The 23051-nt window shown below is 75.7% G+C and carries 4 protein-coding genes; 2 read left to right on the top strand and 2 right to left on the bottom strand.

Going from position 1 to position 23051, the window contains the following annotated elements:
• Positions 1–96: 96 nt before the first annotated feature.
• Entirely contained in the window at positions 97–3894 is a 3798-nt protein-coding gene (locus tag OG559_RS02120; RefSeq protein WP_405111716.1) for a non-ribosomal peptide synthetase, read from the bottom strand.
• A 690-nt stretch (positions 3895–4584) separates the two neighbouring features.
• Here OG559_RS02120 and OG559_RS02115 point away from each other — a divergent pair.
• Positions 4585–5775: an ATP-grasp domain-containing protein gene (locus OG559_RS02115; RefSeq protein WP_405111713.1), complete on the top strand. Its 1191-nt coding sequence runs from the start codon at positions 4585–4587 to the stop codon at positions 5773–5775.
• Between the two features lie 129 nt (positions 5776–5904).
• Here OG559_RS02115 and OG559_RS02110 read toward each other — a convergent pair whose 3' ends face one another.
• Entirely contained in the window at positions 5905–6954 is a 1050-nt protein-coding gene (locus tag OG559_RS02110) for a 3-dehydroquinate synthase family protein (protein WP_405116317.1), read from the bottom strand.
• Between the two features lie 1118 nt (positions 6955–8072).
• On the opposite strand from OG559_RS02110, the gene OG559_RS02105 reads away from it, so the two are divergent.
• Positions 8073–22970 carry an SDR family NAD(P)-dependent oxidoreductase gene (locus OG559_RS02105; RefSeq protein WP_405111710.1) on the top strand — a complete coding sequence of 4966 codons (14898 nt, stop codon included), beginning with the start codon at positions 8073–8075 and terminating at the stop codon, positions 22968–22970.
• The last annotated feature ends 81 nt before the right edge of the window (positions 22971–23051 follow it).

Here is a 23051-nt window from a genome sequence, read left to right as displayed (position 1 = left end):
GATCAGGACCGGCGTCACCTGCACGGGTGCGGCCGGGTCAGGAAATCCAGGAACTCCGTGGGCACGCCCACGGCATGAGGGGTACGGGGTGAACGGTCAGCCGGCGATGAGGGCCGGGGCGGGCCCCGCTTCGAGGAAGCGCAGCATGTGGCCGTTCAGCTCCTCGGCGAAGCTGTACGGCAGGTAGTCGGTGCGGATGGTGACGCGCAGCAGGGCGTGGTCGGTGCGGGGCAGCACCTCGACCGTGAGCCCGTTGGGCACCTCCCGGGCGTACGGCTCGACGATCTCCTCGGTCCGGCAGCCGGGCAGCTCCAGGGGGAGCACGACGTTGTCCTGGTAGACGAAGGTGGGCAGGCTGGCGACCACCTCGCTGGAGATTCCGGCCGCGGGGTCGTTGGCGGTCTCCGCGAAGGGGACGTCCTGGGCCCGCATGAGGTCGCTGATCGTCTCGTGGACCCGGAGGACGAGGTTGCCGTCCCCCGGCCCGTCGAACCGGACCCGGACGCAGTTGAGGTTGAGCCTGGTGGTGAAGGCGGAGTCGAGGACACGGCTGCCCCGCTTCGCGACGACCATCAGCAGGCCGATGTCGTCCTGCTGGTTGACGGCACGCAGTGCGGAGGCGAACGCGGCGGCGAAGAGGCTGGAGCGGCTGAACCGGTGTTCGCGGGCGGCGCGGTCCCAGCGTTCCATCACGTCGGGGGTGACGGTGACGGTGTGCCCGGCCTTGGGCCCCCAGGCCAGCGCCTGTTCCAGCGACGCGTCCGCCGGGGGTTCGCCCTGGCGGGGCAGGCCGCGCAACTGTTCACGCCAGTACGCGCGCTGCGTCTCCAGATCGGCCGCGTCGCGCAGGCGGGTGAATTCGTCGTACGCCTCGCGCAGGGTGGGTGCGGGCCGGTCCCATTCCGGGGCCTTGCCGGCGAGTCGGGCGGTGTAGGCGTGGCTGAGGTCGTTGACGAGGAGGGTGTGGGACCAGCCGTCGAAGGCGATGTGGTGGATGCCGATGCCGAGGAGGATGCGGTTGGTGGTTTTTTCGCGGATGAGGGCGGCGCGCCAGTTGCGGCCTTGGGTGTAGTCGAGGGGTTGTTGTAGTGCTTCGGTGAGTTGGTTGAGTGCGTTTTGTTCGGTGGTGGCGTCGGTGAGTAGGCGGAGCTGGGGCATGCCGGGGTTCGGGGGGATGATGGCGACTGGTGGGTCGGCGCGCCGGTAGCGGGCGCGGAGGGCCTCGTGTCGTTTGTGGACGTCACTGAGGGCGGTCATCAGGGCGCGCGGGTCCAACTCGCCCTCGATCCACCAGGTGACCGGGTTGACGACCTCCAGGGGCGACATCAGACACTTCGCCACCTGCTGCGCGAGCGGAACCGGGCCGGGGCGCTGGCGGGCCTGACCGGCGGCCGAGCCGGCCTCGGTACGTCGGGGTGCGGTGGTGAGCCAGTGGGCGAGGGCGTGTGGTGTGGGGGTGCGGTGGATTTGGGAGACGGGTATGGCGACGTTGGTGGCTTCGTCGATTGCTGCGGCGATGGCGGCGGATTGTAGGGAGGTGCTGCCGAGGTGGAAGAGGTTGTCGTGGATGCCGATGGGGTTGATGCCGAGGGTGGTGGCGATTATGTCGGTGATGAGGCGTTCTTCGTGGGTGGTGGCTTCGATGTATTCGACGTTGAGGTTGGGGCGTTGTGTGTCGGGTTCGGGTAGTGCTTTTCGGTTGATTTTGCCGGTGCCGCCGGTGGGGAATCGGTCGAGGGTCATGATGACGGCGGGGATCATGTATGTGGGGAGTGTGGTGGCGGCGTGTTGGCGTAGTTCGCTCACGGCGGGGGTTCGGCCGTCGCGTCCGGTGACGTAGCCGATGAGGCGGGCGACGTTTCGGTCTTCGTGTCGGATGACGACGGCGGTGCCGACGTGGGGGTGTTGTTCGAGGACGGTTTCGATTTCGCCGAGTTCGATGCGGATGCCGTTGATTTTGACCTGGTGGTCGATGCGGGCGAGGATTTCGAGTGCGCCGTTGGTGTTCCATCGTGCGAGGTCGCCGGTGCGGTAGGCGGTTCCGCCGCCGTGTGGGTCGGTGACGAATCGTTGTGTGGTGAGTTCGGGGCGGTTGAGGTAGCTGTGGGCGACGCCGTTGCCGGTGATGAGGATTTCGCCGGGGATGCCCATGGGGACGAGGTTGAGGTGTGCGTCGACGACGCGGATCTGTCGGTTGGGCATGGGCCAGCCGATGGGTACGTAGGGGCTGTTCCAGCCGGTTTTGGTGTCGTACCAGGTGCAGGCGATGGAGGCTTCGGCGGGGCCGTAGGCGTTGATGAGGCGTGTGCCGGTGGCGAGCCAGCGTTGTGCCATGCGGGGTGGGATGGGTTCTCCGGCGAGGGTTACGCAGGACATGCTGGGGCAGTCGGCGGGGTCGATGGCGGCGAGGTTGGTGGGTGGGCAGAACGCGTGGGTGGTCTGTTCCTTGGCGATCAGGTCTGTCAACCGGCGGGGGTCGAGGAGGTCGTCTCGGGAACAGACGACGACGCGTGCGCCGGAGGTCAACGCGGTGTAGATCTCGCCCAGGGCGACGTCGAAGACGGGGGCGCAGCAGTGCAGCATCCGGCTGTCGGGGCCGACGGCGCATTCGTCGCGCATCCAGGTGACGAAGTTCGTCAGCTTGTTGTGCGACAGCACGACGCCTTTCGGGGTGCCGGTGGATCCTGATGTGTAGATGACGAACGCCGCCGCCGTGGCGTCCACGGTCGGTAGGTCGACGGGTTCGGTCGCTTCGACAGCAGGCCAGTCGTCGTCCAACGCCACGATCCGGACGCCGTCGGGGGCGGGGATGCGGGCGGCGACCTCGCCGGTGGTGAGCACGACCTGGGCGCCGTGGTCGGTGAGGAGCATCCGCATCCGTTCGGCCGGCCATGACACGTCCATCGGCGTGTAGGCGGCACCGGCCCGCAACACTCCCAACGTCGCCACCAGGGTCCACATGCTGCGGTCCAATGCCAGTGACACCACATCACCGACACCCACACCCGCTGACCGCAGGTAGCGGGCCAACACCTCTGACCGGCGTGCCAGTTCCCCGTAGGTCAGCACTTCGCCGTCGGCGACGCCCGCCACGGCGTCCGGCGTGCGGCGTGCCCACGCCAGCACCAGTTCGTGGATCGGCTCATCCGGCACCGGACGGACCGGGCCCCGACCCCACGCCAACAACCGTTCCCGCTCGGCCGCACCCAACAACGGCAACCGAGACAGCGGAACTTCGGGTTCCCGCACTCCGGCCGACACCAGCGTCACAACATGGTCCAGCAGGCCCCGCACCCAGTCCGCCGTAAACCCCTCCACCGCATAATCCACCCGCAACCCGGACCCGTCCGCAGCCACAGCCACCACCAGGTCGACGTCCACCACCTCCGGTCCCACCTCAGCCACCGGACCATCCACCAAGCCCACCACCACCGGACCCACCTGGCCCCCACCCACCACACCCGCAGCCACCACCGGCGCGGCCCACGCCACACCCACCCGGGACACCAACTCGGCGAACCCCGGATCACCCGCCACACCCACCCGCACCACCGATCCACCCGACGACAGGCCCAGCGCCACCTCCTCCTGACCCGTGTACCGGGCCAGCACTCCGACGACGCCCGCCACCACCACCACACCAGCCGGCTCCACACCCGCCACACCGGACCACTCCACACCCGCCACACCGGACCACTCCACACCCGCCACACCGGACCACTCCGCGCCCGCCACCCCGGGCCACTCCACCGTCCGCACCACCGACGCCGCCCGAGCCGGCCACACCAACGGCCGCCGAAGATCCCCGACCAGGTCCAGACCTTCGGCTGATCCGGCCGGTCCGATGTCAATCGCAGCGCCCACGGAATGAGCACCAGCGGACCCGACAGACATGATCAACCTCCGATCGAAAGGGGTGACCGGGAGGCGCGTGGCCGGAGCGGCCGGTCAGCCGATGTTCCGTTTGGCGGACGGCACAGTGTGGCGCGATGGATGCCGCGCGGCGTGGAATGCCGCCACCACCCGCCCGGGTGGCCGATCGGGGCCTCGTCGCGGCGGGCCCCGTCGTGTCGGCGGTGCGGCACCTCCCGTTCCACTCGGGCGCCGCGCACCCACGTGCGTCCCACTCCGTTGCGGTGGAGGGGAACGACGACCCGACGGGGCCCGACCCTACGAAGCCCCGTGGAGCGTCGTACACCCCTAGATTCACCCGTCGACCCCCTAGGGAGTCTGCGTCGGGCCGGCGACCCTTCAGCTCAAAAATGTGCAAAGTAAGCTGACTGCGCACCCCAAATCAGCACTCGACGATCACTCGGTCGGTGACTGGCTAATCACACACCGGCTGTTGGTGTGCACCGCGCCAATGCAGCGCTGACCAAAAGCCAGCCGCGACCTGGTCGGTCCAGCCTGGAACCGCGCTGTTTTCGGTGCACGCGGCACGCCCGACTCTCGCGGCCGAGCGGCCTTCATCAGAACCGGGACGTCACCCGTTCGCCCACGTTCTCCGCATGATCGTGGCGGCGGTGCTCCCAGGCTTCGTGCCATCCCCGAGGCCCTCCATGGGCCGGCATGTCAGGAGATTCGATGTATACGCCTATCCAGGTACAGGTGTTCGCTCACGACGGGGTGGTCCTGGCCCGGCCACCAAGTCCGGTGACGACCGCCAGCAGCCGTTATCTGGCCGGCGCGGGCGCCGGCCTGGACAACGGGCTGGACATGATCACTGGCCTTCACCTCACCCTTCCGCACCAGGCGGCGGCCATCGCCAGCACCGGCGCCTGCGCGGACAAGTCGCTACGGCTGCTCAGCCGGAGCGGTCTCAAAACGCCGAGCGACCTGCGTGAATTCCGCAACAGCGAGCAGGCGGTACAACTCGCCCGGGAGGCCGCCGAGCGGGGCGAGCTGCTGGAGTTCCAGTTCCCCCCGCACGACCCACAGCTGCGGGCCGCGTCGGCCCGGGTCTCGCCGGACCTGCTGGCCCGACTCAACAACAAGACCGTCCTGGAGAGCCTGGTCGCACCGGAGTACCTGCCCCGCCGGCAGGTCGCCACCCCCGCAGAGGTGCGACGGATCGTGCAGCAGGACCGCCGGCCGGCGGTCATCAAACCGGCCGGTGCCGAGGTGTACAGCGGGATCGCGATTTTCACCAGACGGTTGCGCGACCGGCTCAACCGGTCACTGTTCAACCAATTGGAGCAGGTGAGCGATCAGTGGATCGTCGAGGAGGAGGTCCCCTTCCGGACAGTCTGGGGACTCCAGTTCGGCGTGACCGAGAGCGGATCGGTGGAATATTTCGGTGCGTCCGTGCACCTGCCGCAGCCCACCTCGACGTGGGTCGGTTGTGTGATGGACGACGACCAACCGCCGACGGAGCTGATCGAAGCGCTGACCACAGGGGTCCGAAAGGCCAGTGCTCTCGGGTACCGGGGGTACTGCTCGTTCGACGCAGGGATCGGCCGGAACGACGAACTGCGGATCATCGACCCGAACTTTCGGGTCAGCGGAGCCACCTCGTCGCTGCTGCACCGCAGCTCGTTGCTGCGCCAGCACCCGTGTGCCATCACGACATTCTTCTCCCTCGCGCCCGGTGTCGACGCCGAGCCGATCCTCGCCCCGTTCATCGATCGTGGGCAGCTCGTCGTGTTCATGCACTACGACCCGGCGGAGACGGACAACGGCCCGCAGCCGGCGACCATCGTCGGCATGGTCGGCGCTTCGGACCGGTACGCCTGCGGCGTGCTGATCGCGCAGGTCCAGCGAGCGCTGAACAGCTGACGGATCGCCCCCACCCCGGGCCGCGCTGGTGGCCCGGCGACGGCGGGGTGTGCGCCTGCGGGTGCGGTTGTTGCTGCCCGGGCGACAACAACCGCACCCGCAGGCGGCGACAGAAAGGGCGGCGGTGCGCTACATCCCGGCGAGGGCGGCGCGGACGGCCGGTTCCGGGACGTCGGCGACCAGGTCGGGGCCGGCCGGGCCGTCCAGGACGAGGGACAGGCCGTCGGTGGTGGCCTTCTTGTCCCGCCGCATCAGCGCGATCAGCTCGTCGTGGTCGACCCCGGCCGGCAGCGCGGTGTCGAGGCCGTAGCCGGCCACCACGTCGTGGTGCTCGGCCACCCGGTCGGCCCCGATCCGGCCGAGGACGCCGGCCAGCCGGCCCGCGAAGACCGTGCCGACGCCGACCGCCTCGCCGTGCCGCAGCGCGAAGTCGGTGGCCCGCTCCAGCGCGTGCCCGAGGGTGTGGCCGTAGTTGAGGATGTGCCGCAGCCCGGCGTCGCGCTCGTCGGCGGCCACCACCCGGGCCTTCAGCGCCACGCAGGCGGCGATCTGCTCGGCCACGGGCCGGTCGCGCAGCTCGCCTGCGCCGATGAAGTGGGCCCGGGCGATCTCACCGTAGCCGTTGCGCAGTTCCCGCTCCGGCAGCGTCGTCAGGTGCTCGGTGTCGCAGAGCACGGCGCGCGGCTGCCAGTACACCCCGACCAGGTTCTTGCCCTCCGGCAGGTTCACCGCCGTCTTCCCGCCGACGCTGGCGTCCACCTGGGCGAGCAGCGAGGTCGGCAGGTGGATCACCGCGATCCCCCGGTGGTAGAGGCCGGCGGCCAGCCCGACCACGTCCGTGGTGGTGCCGCCGCCGCAGGAGACCACCGCGTCGGCGCGGGTCAGCCCGAACTCGGCGAACGCCCGGCAGAGCTGCTCCACCGTGGCCAGGTTCTTGTCGTGCTCGCCGTCGCGGGCCGGCACCACGCGGTGCGGCACGCCCGGGTCGGGCGTCCACTGCGCCGGCCGGGCCGAGACCACCACGACCCGCCGCGCGCCGATCCGCGCCACCTCCGCCGGCAGCCGGTGGCGCACCCCGGGGCCGATCAGCACCGGGTACGCGCGTTCGCCGAGCGGCACGTCGATCCGGGTCGGCGCGGCGGCGTCGGAAGCGGGACGGCCGGTGTGGGTCGGGCGCATGCGGCTGCTGTCTCCTCTGCGGGCCGGCGGGCGGGGCGAACGGGGGGCGGGCGTCGGCGGGGTCGCCGCAACCGTGCCGGCCACCGGGCGGTTGCCACCAGGGCCTCCCGCTCCGCCGCCACCGGCACCACCCCGACCGTGGTCCCGGACCATCGACAGCCGCAGCGCCAGCGCGGCCAGCGCGTCGACGTCCGGCCCGATGCCCCACCGCTCGTGGGTGAGCTGGGCGTGGTGCGCCAGCAGGAAACCGGACGGCGTCACCGGATGGTCCCGGTCGACCACGGCAGTCACCCGGTCCAGGTACTGCCGCCAGGCGGTGGCCACCTCCCCGGTCAGCGGCAGGTCACCGGCCGTCAGGGCGATCTTCTCCGCCCCGGCGTCCGCCTGCGCGGCCAGGTCCCGCCGCTGCGTGCCGGTGAGCAGCCGGCCACGGTCCTGCCAGTGCAGGAACAGGAAGGTCAGCCGGTCGGCCGCCGGCACCAGCCCGGTCAGGTGCCGCAGGTGCGCCACGGCCAGCGGCAACTCGACCCCGGCCAGCCAGGGGACGTCCCCGCCGAGCAGGGCCAGGGCCAGGTCGCTGCCCGCGTGCGCGAGCGGGCCGCCCCGGGCGGCGTCGCGCACCGCGTACGGGTCGGCGCGGCAGGCGTCCCGGTCGGCCGCCGGCAGCCGCCGCCGTACCTCGTCGAGCCCGGCGCCGGTCGTGTGGAAGCCGAGGCTCAGCCGCGGCCCGGCCGGAGCGCCGACCCGGTCGAAGAACCAGTCCGCTCGCGGGTCGGCCCGGCGGGTGGCGGCGACCAGTTCGGCGACCACCGTCCCGAGCAGCTCGGACATCCGCGCGTCCGGGCACCCGCCGGCCGGCACGGCCAGGTGGGTGAACAACCACGAGCGTTCCAACGACGGCACCTCGACTGACGGAGCACGGGCACGACGGTCTGCGGGGGTCGCCCCATCATCGGTCTGCGGCGCGTCCCGCCAGCGGATCGGCCCTGGAACTGGGGACGACTTAGGGGGCGACAGGGGTAGGTCGTCGGCAGGGTGCTCGGAAGACTTGGGCCGTTACGGCGAGCGAGGTCTACGCCGCGGACGAGGAGTCTCGCCGACGGACGGAATGTGGTGACATGCTTCGGAGCGACCTGGTCCAGCCGTTGCCCGATCTGCTGAGGGCCCACGCCGACAGGTTCGGGGACAAGGTCGCCTTCCGCGACGACCGCCGCGCGGTCGGATACGCCGACCTGGAGGCGCGGACCCGTCGGCTCGCCGGGCACCTGGCGGCGGCCGGGGTCGGGCGCGGCGAGCGGGTGGCCTTCTGCCTCGGCAACCGGGTGGAGACGGTGGAGACGTGGCTCGCCGTCACCCGGGCCGCCGCGGTGGGCGTACCGCTGAACCCGCGCAGCACCGACGCGGAGCTGGCCCACCTGCTCGACGACTCCGGCGCGGTGCTGGTGGTCGTCGGCCCGGAGCACCTCGACCAGCTCGTACGGCTGCGCGCGGACCGCCCCGACCTGCGGGTCTGGGTCATCGGGGACGACCCGGCGCCCGACGGCGTCGCCGCCTGGCGGGACCTGGCCGACGCCGAGCCCGCCGTCGACGCCCGGGACGACCTGGGCCTCGACGAGGTCGCCTGGATGCTCTACACCTCCGGCACCACCGGCCGGCCCAAGGGCGTGCTGTCCACCCAGCGCACCTGCCTGTGGTCGGTCGCCTCCTGCTACGTGCCGATCCCCGGCCTGACCCCCGACGACCGGGTGGTGTGGCCGCTGCCGCTGTTCCACAGCCTCTCCCACATCGGCTGCGTGCTGAGCGTGACCGCCGTGGGCGCCACCGCCCGGCTCATCGACGGTTTCTCCGCCGACGACGTGCTGCGCGCCGTCGACTCCGACGCGGCGACCGTGCTGGCCGGGGTGCCGGCCATGTACCACCACCTGGTCGCCGCCGCCCGGGACACCGGTTTCCGGGCCCCGGCCCTGCGGATGTGCCTGGTGGGCGGGGCGATCACCACGGGCGCGCTGCGCCGGGCGTTCGACGAGGTGTTCGACGCGCCGCTGCTCGACGCGTACGGCAGCACCGAGACCTGCGGTTCGATCGCCATCACCCGGCCGGACTCGCCCCGGGTCGAGGGCTCCTGCGGAAAGCCCGTGCCGGGCGTCGAGGTGCGCCTGGTCAGCCCGCAGACCGGAGTGGACGTCCCGGTCGACGCCGAGGGCGAGGTGTGGGTACGCGGGCCGAGCGTGATGCTCGGGTACCACGGCCTGCCCGAGGTGACCGCCGCCGCGCTGCGCGACGGCTGGTACCGCACCGGTGACCTGGCCCGCCGGGACGTCGACGGCAACCTGTTCGTCACCGGCCGGCACCAGGAGCTGATCATCCGGGGTGGGGAGAAGATCCACCCGTCGGAGGTGGAGGAGGCGCTGCGCTCGGTGCCCGGCGTCGCCGACGTGGCCGTCACCGGCCGGCCGCACGAGGTGCTCGGCGAGGTGCCGGTGGCGTTCGTCGTCCCCGGGCCGGAGGGCTTCGACCCCGCCGCCGGGTACGCGGCCTGCCGGGAGCGGCTCTCCTACTACAAGGTGCCCGACGAGCTGTACGAGATCGGCCAGGTGCCGCGCACCGCCTCCGGGAAGGTCACCCGGCGGCGGCTGCTGGACCGGCCGGCCCGGCTGCGCGCCGTCAACGGCAGCCACCACGACCCGCTGAGCACCGTGACCTGGCGACCGCTGGACCTGACCGCCGTGCCGCCGGCCGCTCCCGCCGCGACGGTGGACCCGGCTGCGGACCCGGCCGGCCCCGCGCCGGCTCGCCGCTGGGCGGTCGTCGGCACGGGCGGCGAGGCGCTGGTCGAGCCGCTGCGGGCGGCGTCGGCGGTGGACCGGTTCGACGCGTACCCCGACCTCGCCGCCCTGCGCCGGGACCCGGACGTGCCGGACGTGACGCTGCTGCTCGCCGACGCCGCCCCGGTGGACCTCGCCGACCCCGGCGCCGTGCTGGGCCTCGCCGACCGGCTACGCGACCGGCTCGACGACGACCGGTCCGCCGCCGCCCGGCTGGTGCTGCTGACCACCGGAGCAGTGGACGCGTCCACCCCGGAGCTGGCCGACGACCCGGACCTCGTCCCGGCCGCCGCCGTCGCCTGGGCGGTGGGCCGCTGCCTCCAGGCCGCGTACCCGGGCCGGGTCGTGCTGGTCGACGCCGACGCCCACTCGCTGGCCCTGCTGCCCGCCGCCGTGGACGCCGGCGCCGCGCAGGTGGCGCTGCGCGCCGGCGCGGCCCGGCACCCGGTCCTCGGGCCGGCCCCCGCGCGGACCCCCGCGCGACCGGCGCGGGTCGTCGACCCGGCAGCCCCGGCCCTGGTCGCCGGGGCCGACACCCCGACCGGCGCGGCGCTGGCCCGGCACCTGGTCGGCGCGCACGGCGCCGGCCGGCTGGTGCTGCTGCCCGCCGGCTCCCCGGACGACGCCGCCCTGGTCGAGCTGGTCGCGGAGCTGACCGCGGCCGGCGCGACGGTCACCGTGCAGCGCCGCTCCGGCGCCGGCCGGCACCGGGCCGACGCCGCCGCGCCCCCCGCCGGCGACGAGCCGGTCGGCGCGGTCTTCCTCTGCCCGTCCGGCGCCGACCTCGCGGACCCCGCCGGTGCCGCGCGGCTGGTCGCCCTCGCCGAGGCGCTGGACGCCCACGCCCGGCACGCCGCCGTCACCGCGTTCACCGTTCTCGTCCCGGCGGCCCCGCTGCTCGGCGGGGCCGACCGGGAGCGGGCGGCGGCTGCCGTCGGCGCCCTGCACACCCTGGTCGCCCGCCGCCGCGCGGCCGGCCTGCCCGCCCGGATGGTCGGCACGGCGGCCGACCCGGACCGCACGGCGAGCGCCACTGCCCGGATCGACCTCGCCGCGTTCGACGTCGCGCACGACGGCGACGACCTCGTCCTGCTCGCCCACCCGGCCGCCGCCGCGCACCCCGCCTGGCGGGGCCCCGCCGGGACCGACCCGGCCGAGGAGCGGGACGCCGCCGAGCTGCGCCGCCGGGTGACCGCGCTGGCCACCGTGGAGGGCGACCGGCTCCTGCTCGGCCTCGTCCGCGCCGCCACCGCCGAGGTCGCCGGCCTGCCCGGTCCGGGCGCGGTCCGCCCGGGTCGGGCCTTCAAGGAACTCGGCTTCACCTCCGTCGGCGCGGTCGCGCTGCGCGACCGGCTGGCCCGCGCCACCGGGGTACGGCTCTCCGCCACCGCCGCCTTCGACCACCCGAGCCCGGACGCCCTCGCCCGGCACCTCGCCGCCCGGTTGCGCGGCGCCACCCCGGCAGCCGCCGCCCCGGGCGGACCGGCCGGCGGGGCCCCGTCGGACGACCCGGTGGTCGTCGTCGCCATGGCCTGCCGGCTGCCCGGCGGGGTCGCCTCCCCCGAGGAGCTGTGGGACCTCGTCGCCCAGGGCCGGGAGGGGCTCACCGGGTTCCCCGCCGAGCGGGGCTGGGACCTCGCGCACCTGTTCTCCGACGACCCCGACCAGCCCGGCACCTCGTACGTGCGGGTCGGCGGGTTCCTGCCCGACGCGGCGGACTTCGACGCCGCCCTGTTCGCGATCAGCCCCCGCGAGGCGCTGGCGATGGACCCGCAGCAGCGGCTGCTGCTGGAGACCTCCTGGGAGCTGTTCGAGCGGGCCGGTATCGACCCCACCTCGCTGCGCGGCAGCGCCACCGGCGTCTTCGCCGGCGTCATGCACCACGACTACGCCGCCAACCTGCGCCAGGCCCCACCCGGCACCGAGGGGTACCTCGGCGTCGGCACCGCCGGCAGCGTGGTCACCGGCCGGGTCGCTTACGCGCTCGGGCTGGAGGGCCCCGCCGTCACCGTCGACACGGCCTGCTCGTCGTCGCTGGTGTCGCTGCACCTGGCCGCTCAGGCGCTGCGCGCCGGGGACTGCACTCTCGCGGTGGCCGGCGGCGTGGCGGTGATGGGCACCCCGCAGGCGTTCGTCGAGTTCAGCCGGCAGCGCGGGCTCGCCCCCGACGGCCGGTGCAAGGCGTTCGCCGAGGGCGCCGACGGCACCGGCTGGTCCGAGGGCGTCGCCGTGCTGCTGCTGGAACGCCTCTCCGACGCCCGCCGCAACGGACACCCCGTCCTCGCCGTGCTGCGCGGCAGCGCGATCAACTCCGACGGCGCGTCCAACGGGCTCACCGCCCCCAACGGGCCCGCCCAGGAGCGGGTGATCCGCCGGGCGCTGGCCGCCGCCGGGCTCACCGCCGCCGACGTGGACGCCGTCGAGGCGCACGGCACCGGCACCCGGCTCGGCGACCCGATCGAGGCGCAGGCGCTGCTCGCCACGTACGGTGCGGGCCGGGGCGACGCCGGTCCGCTGCGGCTGGGCTCGCTGAAGTCCAACCTCGGCCACACCCAGGCCGCCGCCGGCGCAGCCGGGGTGATCAAGATGGTGCTGGCCATGCGGCACGGGACACTGCCGGCCACCCTGCACGTGGACGCCCCGACGTCCGAGGTGGACTGGTCCGCCGGCGCGGTCGAGCTGCTCACCGAGGCCCGCCCCTGGCCGGCGGTGGACCGGCCCCGGCGGGCCGGCATCTCCTCGTTCGGCATCAGCGGCACCAACGCCCACGTCATCGTCGAGGCGCCCCCCGCCGACCCGGAGCCCGCGCCCGTCGCGCGCCCGGCCGGGGAGCCCGCGTCCGTCGCCGGGGACCGCCGCGGGCCGGTGCCGTGGCTGCTCTCCGGCGCCACCGGCGAGGCCCTGCGCGACCAGGCGGCCCGGCTGCTGGGCTGGCTCGACGGCCCCGGCGCGGACGCCGACCCGGCCGACGTCGGGCACGCCCTGGCCACCACCCGCGCCGCCCTGGAGCACCGGGCCGTGGTGCTGGCCGGCGACCCGGCCGCCACCCGGTCCGGGCTGACCGCGCTGACCCGGGGCGACGCGGACCCCGACACCGTCGGCGTGCTGACCGGCCGGGTCGTCGACGGCCAGCTCGGCCTGCTCTTCGGCGGGCAGGGCGGCCAGCGCCCCGGCATGGGCCGGGGACTGCGCGCGGCGTACCCGGTCTTCGCCGACGCGTTCGACGCGGCCTGCGCCGAACTCGACCGCGCCCTCGCCGGCCACGCCCCGCACCCCGTCGCGGAGGTCACCCTCGCCGAGGCCGGCGGGGAACTGGCCGGCCTGCTCGACCAGACCCTGTACACCCAGCCGGCCCTGTTCGCGTTCGAGGTGGCGCTGTACCGGCTGCTGGAGTCCTGGGGCGTGCGCCCCGACGCGGTGCTCGGCCACTCCGTCGGCGAGCTGACCGCCGCGCACGTGGCCGGGGTGTTCTCCCTCGCCGACGCGGCGGCGCTGGTCGCCGCCCGGGCCCGGCTGATGCAGCAGCTCCCCGACGGGGGCGCGATGGTCGCCGTCGAGGCCGGGGAGGCCGAGGTGGCCCCCCACCTCACCGACCGGGTCGGGCTGGCCGCCGTCAACGGGCCGACCAGTGTGGTCCTGTCCGGTGACGCCGACGCCGTGCTGGCCGTCGCGGCCACCCTGCGCGCCGCCGGCCGGCGGACCAGCCGGCTCCGGGTGTCGCACGCGTTCCACTCGCCGCGCATGGAGCCGATGCTCGACGCGTTCCGCGCGGTGGCCGCCGGCCTCACCTACCGCACCCCGCACCTGCCGGTGGTGTCCAACCTGACCGGCGGGCCGGTCGACCCGGCCCGGCTCTGCTCGCCCGACTACTGGGTGGCGCACGTGCGCGGCACCGTCCGCTTCCTCGACGGGATGCGCGCCCTGCACCGGCAGGGAATCAGCACGTTCCTGGAGGTCGGGCCCGGCGGCGTGCTCACCGCCATGGCCCAGGACTGCCTCGCCGCCGACGCCGAGGGGCTGGCCTTCGTCCCGGCCGTGCGGACCGTCGACGACGAGCCGGACGCGCTGCTGGCCGCCGTGGCGCGGCTGCACGTGCGCGGCGCCGCCGTGGACCCGGCCGCCCTCGCCGGCCCCGGCCCGCACCGCCGGGTCGAGCTGCCCACGTACGCCTTCCAGCGCCGGCACTACTGGCTGCCCTACTCGGCGGTGGCCGGCGGCCCGGCCGACGTCGGGCTGACCGACGCGGGGCACCCGCTGCTCGGCACGGTGCTGCCGGTCGCCGGCACCGGGCAGGTCGTCTGCACCGGCCGGATCGCCGCGGCCACCCACCCGTGGCTGGCCGCGCCCGCCGACGGCGTACCGCTGCTGCCCGCCACCGCCCTGCTGGACCTGCTCACCCACCTCGGCGAACTCCTCGACCTGCCCACCGTGGCGCGGCTGCGGATCCCCGAGCCGGTGCCGCTGCCCGCCGAGCTGACCGTCGACGTGCAGGTCATCGTCGCCGGGCCGGACGAGCACCTGCGTCGGGTGGCACGCTGCCACGTACGGGCCGCCGACGGCCAGCCGTGGCGGGAGGTCGCCGAGGCGGTGCTCGCCCCGGCAGACCCCGCCGCCGGCCCGGTCACCGCCGTACCGGCGTGGCCGCCCACCGGTGCCCGCCCCGTGGACCTGGACGCCCCGGAGCACCGGGCACTCGCCGGCGAGCTGGCCCGGGGCGCGTGGGTCGCCGTCGACCGGCTCTTCGTCGACGTACGCCTGCCCGAGGACGCCCGGGACTCCGACGCCGACCGGTACGGCGTGCACCCGCTGGTGCTGGACGCGGCCCTGCGGCTGCTCCCGCTCGCCGACTTCGCCACCGCCGGAGTCAAAGCCGACGCGGGCGCGGGGGCCGCCGGTCCCACCGTTCGGCCGATGGCCGTCGACTGGGCCGGGGTGCGCCTGCGCGCCACCGGAGCCCACGCGCTGCGGGTCTGCCTCGCCCCCGCCGGGGCGGACGCGGTCACCCTCAGCGCCGTCGACGACTCCGGGGCGTCGGTGCTCGAGGTCGACCGGGTGGTGCTGCGCGTCGTGACGCCGCCGCCCGCCGACGGCCCGCCCCCGCCGGCCGCCCCCGCCGGCCTGTACGCCGTCGACCGGTTGCCCGCCGCCGCCCCGGCCACTCCGGTGCCCGCCTGGACCCTCGCCGACGGCAGCCCCCCGGACGGGCCGCTGCCGCCGGTGCTGGTGCTGCGGGTCGGCGACGGCGACCCGGGACGGCCGGTGCCCGACCGGGCGTACGCCGTCGGCCTCGACACCCTCGCCGTGCTGCGGCGCTGGCTGGACGACCCGCGCGCCGAGACCACCCGGCTCGCCCTCGCCGTGCGCGACGGCGACCCGGTGCACGCCCCGGTCGCCGGGCTGGTCCGGGTCGCCCAGGCCGAGCATCCCGACCGGTTCCTGCTGCTCAGCCTCGACGCGGGCGACGACGCGGCCGTCCGGGTGGCCCTGTCCGCCGGCCCCGACGAGCCCGAGGTGGCCGTCCTCGACGGTCGGGCCCTGCTGCCCCGGCTCCGCCCCGTCGAGCACCCCGCCGCCGGGCCCCTGCCGGCGCTGGCCGGCGGCACCGTGCTCGTCACCGGCGGCACCGGCGGCGTCGGCCGGCACATCGCCACCCACCTCGCCACCGCGCACGGCGTCACCGAGCTGGTGCTGCTCAGCCGCGCCGGCCGGTACGCCGACTGGATGGCCGCGCTCACCGACGCCGGGGTGACCGTCCGGGTGGTCGCCGCCGACGTCGCCGACCGGGCCGCGCTCGCCGAGGTGGTCGCCCCGCTCGCCGACCGCCTCGTGGCCGTCGTGCACGCCGCCGGGGTCACCGACGATGCCCTGCTCACCGGCCTCGACGCGGCCCGCTGGGAGCGGGTTCTGCGGTCCAAGGCGCACGGCGCGTGGCACCTGCACGAGCTGACCGCCGGCCTCGACCTGGCCGCGTTCGTGCTGTTCTCCTCGGCGTCGGCCACCTTCGGCAGCCCCGGCCAGGGCAACTACGCCGCCGGCAACGCGTTCCTCGACACGCTCGCCGGGCACCGCCGCGCCCGCGGCCTGCCCGCCACCGCCCTGGCCTGGGGCCTGTGGGCCGAGGAGGCCGGGATGGCCGGCCGGCTCACCCCCGCCGACCTGGCCCGCCTCGCCCGGGGCGGCACCCGCCCACTGGACACCGCCGCCGGACTGGCCCTGTTCGACGCCGCCCTGCACTCCGACCGGCCCGCGCTGGTGCCGATCGGGCTGGACCTGGCCGCCGTCCGGGCCTCCGGGGAGGTGCCCGCCCTGCTGCGGGCGCTGCTGCCCCCGCCGCCCCGCCGGGCCGTCAACGCCGACCCCGCCCCCGCGTCCGCCGCCGGGTTCGCCGACCGGCTGGCCGGGCTCGGCGAGCCGGAGCGGGCCGCGCTGCTGCTGGGCCTGGTCCGCGCCCGCAGCGCCACCGTCGTCGGGCACACCGGCCCGGAGCAGGTCGAACCGCGCCGCCCGTTCAAGGAACTCGGCTTCGACTCGCTGATGGCCGTGGAGCTGAGCAACCGGCTCTCCGCCGTCACCGGCGTCCGGCTCGCCCCGCACGCGGTGTTCAACCACCCCACCCCGGAGCTGCTCGCCGCGCACCTGCACGCCCGGCTGCTCGGCACCGCCGCCACCGAGGTCGCCGACGCGAGCACCGTCGCCCTCGACGAACCCGTCGCGATCGTCGCCATGGCCTGCCGGTTCCCCGGCGGCATCGGCTCACCGGCCGAGCTGTGGCGGCTGCTCGACGGCGGCGGCGACGTCATCGGCGACCTGCCCACCGACCGGGGCTGGCCCGACCTGTACGACCCCGTCCACGGCACCCCCGGGCGGACGTACGTGCGCTCCGGCGGATTCCTCACCGGCATCGCCGACTTCGACGCCGCGTTCTTCGGCATCAGCCCCCGCGAGGCCCTGGCCATGGACCCGCAGCACCGGCTGCTGCTGGAGACCTCCTGGGAGGCGCTGGAGGGCGCCGGCATCGACCCGGGGACGCTGCGCGGCAGCCGCACCGGCGTGTTCGCCGGCACCCACGGCCAGGACTACGCCGACCAGATCGCCCCGGGCGCCGTCGCCGACGACGGGGAGACCATCGCCGACGAGGGCCACCTGCTCACCGGCACCGCCGGCAGCGTGCTGTCCGGCCGGGTCGCGTACTCCCTCGGGCTGGAGGGGCCGGCGGTCACCGTCGACACGGCCTGCTCGGCGTCCCTGGTGGCGTTGCACCTGGCCGCCCAGGCACTGCGCCAGGGCGACTGCGACCTGGCCCTGGCCGGTGGCGTGTCGGTGCTGTCCAGCCCTGCCGGGCTGACCGGGTTCAGCCGCCAGCGCGGCCTCGCCGCAGACGGCCGGTGCAAGCCGTTCGCCGAGGACGCCGACGGGTTCGGCATGTCCGAGGGCGTCGGGATGCTGGTGGTGGAGCGCCTGTCCGACGCCCGCCGCCGGGGCCACCCCGTCCTCGCGCTGGTCCGCGGCACGGCCGTCAATCAGGACGGCGCGTCCAACGGGCTGACCGCCCCGAACGGGCCGTCCCAGGAGCGGGTGATCCGGGCCGCGCTGGGCGCCGCCGGGCTCACCCCCGCCGACGTGGACGCCGTCGAGGCGCACGGCACCGGCACCGCGCTCGGCGACCCGATCGAGGCCGAGGCGATCCTCGCCACGTACGGCCAGCGTCCCGCCGACGCCCCGCCGCTGCTGCTCGGCTCCGTCAAGTCCAACCTCGGCCACACCCAGGCCGCGGCCGGCGTCGCCGGGGTGCTCAAGATGGTCCTCGCCATGCGGCACGGGCGGCTGCCCCGCACCCTGCACGCCGAGCGGCGGACCTCCCGCGTCGACTGGGACTCCGGCTCGGTGGAGCTGCTCACCGAGGCCCGCCCGTGGCCCCGCGCCGACCGGCCCGCCCGGGCCGGGGTGTCCTCGTTCGGCATCAGCGGCACCAACGCACACGTCGTCGTCGAGGCCGTGCCCGCGCCGGAGCCGATCGGAGCGTCGGAGTCCACCGCCGACCTGACCGGGGGCCCCGGGGCGCTGCCGTGGCTGCTGTCCGCGCGTACCCCCGAGGCGCTGGCCGGGCAGGCCCGGCGGCTGCGGGACCACCTGGCCGAACGGCCCGACCAGCGCCCGCTCGACGTGGCCTGGTCGCTGGCCACCACCCGGGCCGCGTTCGACTCCCGGGCGGTGCTCGTCGGCGGCGACCCGGACCGGATCGCCGCCGCCCTCGACGCGCTCGCCGACGGCCGGCCCGCCCCCGAACTGGTCCGCGGCGAGGCCGGGACCACCGGCCGGGTCGTCTTCGTCTTCCCCGGCCAGGGCTCCCAGTGGCTCGGCATGGGGCTGGAGCTGCTCGACCAGGCCCCCGTGTTCGCCGAGCGGATGGCCGCCTGCGACGCCGCGCTGCGGCCGTACCTGAACTGGTCGCTGCTGGACGTGCTGCGCCAGGCCCCGGGCGCGCCGAGCCTCGACCAGGTCGACGTGGTGCAGCCGGCCCTGTTCGCGATGATGGTGTCGCTGGCCGAGCTGTGGCGCTCGTACGGTGTGCGACCCGACGCCGTGGTCGGCCACTCGCAGGGCGAGATCGCCGCCGCCTGCGTCGCCGGGGTGCTCTCGCTGCCCGACGCCGCCCGGGTGGTGGCGCTGCGCAGCCGCGCGATCCGGGCCCTGGCCGGGCACGGGGCGATGGCCTCCGTGGCGCTGCCCGCCGACGTGGTCCGCGAGCGGGCCGCCCGGTACGACGACCGGGTGGCGGTGGCCGCCGTCAACGGCCCGGCCGCCGTGGTGGTCTCCGGCGAGGAGGCCGCCGTGGAGGGGCTCCTCGCCGAACTGGCCGCCGAGCAGGCCCGGGTCCGCCGGATCGCGGTGGACTACGCCTCCCACTCCGCCCAGGTGGAGCGGATCCGCGACGAGCTGGCCGAGCTGCTGGCCGGCATCGCCCCCGGCCCGGCCGCCGTGCCGCTGTTCTCCACCACCGACCTGCGCTGGCTCGACGGCGAGGAGATGGGCCCCGACTACTGGTACCGCAACCTGCGCCAGCCGGTCGAGCTGCACCGGGCCGTGCTGGAGCTGGCCGCCCAGGGCCACGACACGTACGTCGAGTGCAGCCCCCACCCGGTGCTCACCGTGGGCATCTCCGAGACCCTCGCCGACGGCGACGGCACCGCCGTGGTGGTCGGCTCGGTGCAGCGCGACCAGGGCGACCGGGGCAGGTTCCTGCTCTCGGTGGCCCAGCTCCACGTGCGCGGCGTCGGCGTGGACTGGCAGCCCGCCCTGGCCGGCGGCCGGCACGTCGACCTGCCCACGTACGCGTTCGCCCACCGCCGCTACTGGCCCCGGCCGAGCGCCGGCCCCGGCGACGTCGGCGCGGCCGGCCTGGACACCGCCGGGCACCCGCTGCTCGGCGCGTCCGTGGCGCTGGCCGAGGCGAAGGGGCACCTGTTCACCGGCCGGCTCTCGGCCGCCGCCCAGCCCTGGCTGGCCGACCACCGGGTGCTGGACGCGGTGCTGGTGCCCGGCACCGGCCTGGTGGAACTCTGCCTGCGGGCCGGCGACGAGGTCGGCTGTCCCGTCCTCGACGAGCTGGTCATCGAGGCCCCGCTGGCCCTGCCGGCCGACGGCGCCACCCAGGTCCAGGTGGCCCTCGGCCCGGCCGACGACGACGGCCGCCGCCCGGCCACCCTGCACTCCCGGCCCGCCGGCGGGCCGGCCGACGCGCCGTGGACCCGGCACGCCAGCGCCACCCTGTCCGCCGACCGGTCCGCCGGGTCGGACGCGGCGGGGGAGCTGGTCGAGTGGCCGCCGCCGCACGCCCGCCCCGTCGACCTGTCCGGCTTCTACGCCGGGCTCGCCGCCGACGGGTACGCGTACGGGCCGGCGTTCCAGGGGCTGCGCGCCGTGTGGACCAGCGGCGACGAGGTGTACGCCGACGTGGAGCTGCCCGCCGCGCAGCGCGCCGACGCCGACCGGTACGGCCTGCACCCGGCCCTGTTCGACGCCGCCCTGCACGCCGCGCACTTCGGCGGGCTCGCCGAGGCCGGTGCGGGGCAGCTGCTGCTGCCGTTCGCCTGGAACGGCGTCACCCTGCACGCCTCCGGCGCCACCGCGCTGCGGGTCCGCCTGACCCAGGTCGCCCCGTACGCCGTCGCGCTGACCGTCGCCGACCCGACGGGCGCTCCGGTCGCCGACGTGGACGCCCTGACGATGCGGCCGATCGCCGCCGGCGAGCTGACCCGCACCGACGACCGGGCCACCCGGGACGCCCTGTTCCGCCTCGACTGGACCCCCCTGCCGCCCGCCGACGACGCCCCGCCGGTCACCGCCGTGGCGCTCACCGCCGACACCGAGGGCTCCGCCAGTTCCCCCGGTACCGCTGGCTTCACCGGGCCGGCCGGCCTCGACGGCTTCGCCGGATATCCCGGGCTGGACGCCCTCGCCGCCGCCGTCGACGCGGGCCTCGACCTGCCCTCGGCGGTCCTCGCGCCGCTGCACACGGCACCCGCCGCGCCCGCGCCCGCGGCGGCCCGGCACGCCACCGTCCGGGCCCTCGAGCTGGTCCGGCGCTGGCTCACCGAGCCGCGCTGGGCGGCGGCCCGGCTGGTCCTGGTCACCCGCGGAGCGGTCGCCGTGCACAGCACCGCCGAACTGGTCGATCCGGCCGCCGCCGCGGCGTGGGGCCTGGTCCGCTCGGCCCAGTCGGAGCACCCCGACCGGCTGGTGATCGTCGATGTCGACCGGGACGGGCTCGGGGCCGACCAGCTCGCCGCCGTGCTCGCGGCCGGCGAGCCGCAGGCGGCGCTGCGCGGCGGCGTCGGGTACGTCCCCCGGCTGGCGCGCGCCGACTCGACGGGCGAACTCACCCCGCCCGCCGCGCCCGCCTGGCGGCTGGACGCGCCGGTGCGCGGCAGCCTGGAGAACCTCACCCTGGTCCCGACGGACGCCGCCGACGCCGTCCTCGGCCCTCTCGACGTGCGGGTCCGCGTCCGCGCCGCCGGCCTGAACTTCCGCGACGTGCTCAACGCGCTCGGGCTCTACCCGGGTGACGCCGGGCCGCTCGGCGGCGAGGGCGCGGGCGAGGTGGTCGAGGTGGGCGCCGAGGTCACCGACCTGCGCCCCGGCGACGCCGTGTTCGGGGTGTTCGTCGGCTGCTTCGGGCCGCTCGCCGTCACCGACCGCCGGCTGCTCGCCCCGATGCCGGCCGGCTGGTCGTACGTGCAGGCCGCCTCCGTGCCGGTGGTGTTCCTGACCGCGTACCACGGGCTGGTGAACCTGGCCGGGCTCCGCCGCGGCGAGTCCGTGCTGGTGCACGCCGCCGCCGGAGGGGTCGGCATGGCCGCCGTGCAGCTCGCCCGCCACCTCGGCGCCGAGGTGTACGCCACCGCCAGCCCCGCCAAGTGGGACGCGCTGCGCGCGCTCGGCCTCGACGACGACCACCTGGCGTCGTCGCGCACCCTCGACTTCGAGGCCCGGTTCCGCGCCGCCACCGGCGGCCGGGGCGTCGACGTGGTGCTGGACTCGCTGGCCCGCGAGTTCGTCGACGCGTCGCTGCGGCTGCTGCCGCGCGGCGGCCGGTTCGTCGAGATGGGCAAGACCGACATCCGCGACCCGCAGACGGTCGCGGCCGACCACCCGGGCGTCGACTACACGGCGTTCGACCTGACCCTGTCCGACCCCGACGAGCTCCAGCGGATGCTCGTCGACCTGCTCGGGCTCTTCGAACAGGGCGCGCTCGCCCCGCTGCCCACCCAGGTCTGGGACGTGCGCCAGGCGCCGGAGGCGTTCCGGTACGTCAGCCAGGCCCGGCACGTCGGCAAGGTGGTGCTCACCACGCCCCGCCCGTGGGACCCCGACGGCACCGTGCTGCTCACCGGCGGCACCGGCACCCTGGGCCGGCTCGTCGCCCGCCGGCTCGTCGAGACCCACGGCGCGCGGCGGCTGCTGCTGGTCAGCCGGCGCGGCGCAGCCGCGCCGGGTGCGGCCGACGCGGCCGACGAACTGCGCGCGCTGGGCGTCGACGTCACCCTCGCCGCCGCCGACGTGGCCGACCGGGACAGCCTGGCCCGGGTGCTGGACGCGGTGCCGCCCCGGCACCCGCTGACCGCCGTCGTGCACCTCGCCGGGGTGCTCGACGACGGGGTGGTCACCGCCCTCACCCCGCAACGCGTCGACACCGTCTTCGCGCCCAAGCTCGACGCCGCCTGGCACCTGCACGAACTCACCCGCCACCTCGACCTGGCCGGGTTCGTGCTGTTCTCCTCCGGGGCCGGGGTGTTCGGCGTGCCCGGCCAGGGCAACTACGCCGCCGCCAACGCGTTCCTCGACGCCCTCGCGCAGGCCCGGCGCGCCGCCGGACTGCCCGGCCGGTCGCTGGCCTGGGGACTGTGGGAAGAGGCCAGCGAGATGACCGCGAAGCTGGACCGCGCCGACCCCCGGATCACCGCCCGCGACGGGCAGCTCGCCATCCCCTCGGACCTGGGGATGGCCCTGTTCGACGCGGCGCTGCGGACGGCCGAGCCGGTGCTGGTGCCGACCCGCATCGACGTCGCCGCCCTCACCGAGCGGGTCGCCCGACCCCCGGCCCTGCTGCGCGGGCTGGTGCGGCGGGAGCGGCGCAGCGCCCGGTCGGCCACCCCGGCGACGGGCGGCCGGACCCTCGCCGACGAGCTGGCGGCGCTGCCCGCCGACGACCGCCCCGGCCTGCTCGTCGACCTGGTGCGCGAGCAGGCGGCGAGCGTGCTGGGGCACGGCAGCCGGGCGGCGGTCGCCCCCGACCGGGCGTTCAGCCAGATCGGCTTCGACTCGCTGACCGCCGTCGAGCTGCGCAACCGGCTCGGCGAGGCGACCGGCCTGCGGCTGCCCGCCACGCTGATCTTCGACTATCCCGACCCGACCGCTCTGGCCGGCTACCTGCTCGCCCAGCTCGTCCCGGACAGCGGCCCGGCGCTGCCGCCGGTCCTCACCGACCTGGAGAACCTGGAACGGTCGCTGGCCGAGGCGACCCTGGAGGCTGAGCTGCACGCCCAGATCGGCTCCCGGCTGGAGGTGCTGATGGCCAAGTGGCGGACCATGCGCACCGGGCCGGGGGGAGACCTCGGCCCCGACCTGGACATCGACGGCGCCAGCGACGACGAGATCTTCGACCTCATCGACTCCGAACTCGGACTCTGACGACCGGCCGGCGGCCCGCCCGTTCCGCCGACCGGCCGGAGTCCCCGCCCCGACACCCGACCCCCACGCGAGGAACCGATA

This window comes from Micromonospora sp. NBC_01405, assembly GCF_045040155.1.
Taxonomy (GTDB): domain Bacteria; phylum Actinomycetota; class Actinomycetes; order Mycobacteriales; family Micromonosporaceae; genus Micromonospora.
The sequence above is the reverse complement of the archived record's forward strand: the minus strand, read 5'-3'. Positions and strand labels throughout refer to the sequence as shown.

What these genes read in the sequence shown, in the direction of transcription:
- OG559_RS02115 (WP_405111713.1), top strand. Translation starts at nt 4,585, where the DNA reads ATGTATACGCCTATCCAGGTACAGGTGTTCGCTCACGACGGGGTGGTC.
- OG559_RS02120 (WP_405111716.1), bottom strand. Translation starts at nt 3,894, where the DNA reads ATGTCTGTCGGGTCCGCTGGTGCTCATTCCGTGGGCGCTGCGATTGAC.
- OG559_RS02110 (WP_405116317.1), bottom strand. Translation starts at nt 6,954, where the DNA reads ATGCGCCCGACCCACACCGGCCGTCCCGCTTCCGACGCCGCCGCGCCG.
- OG559_RS02105 (WP_405111710.1), top strand. Translation starts at nt 8,073, where the DNA reads ATGCTTCGGAGCGACCTGGTCCAGCCGTTGCCCGATCTGCTGAGGGCC.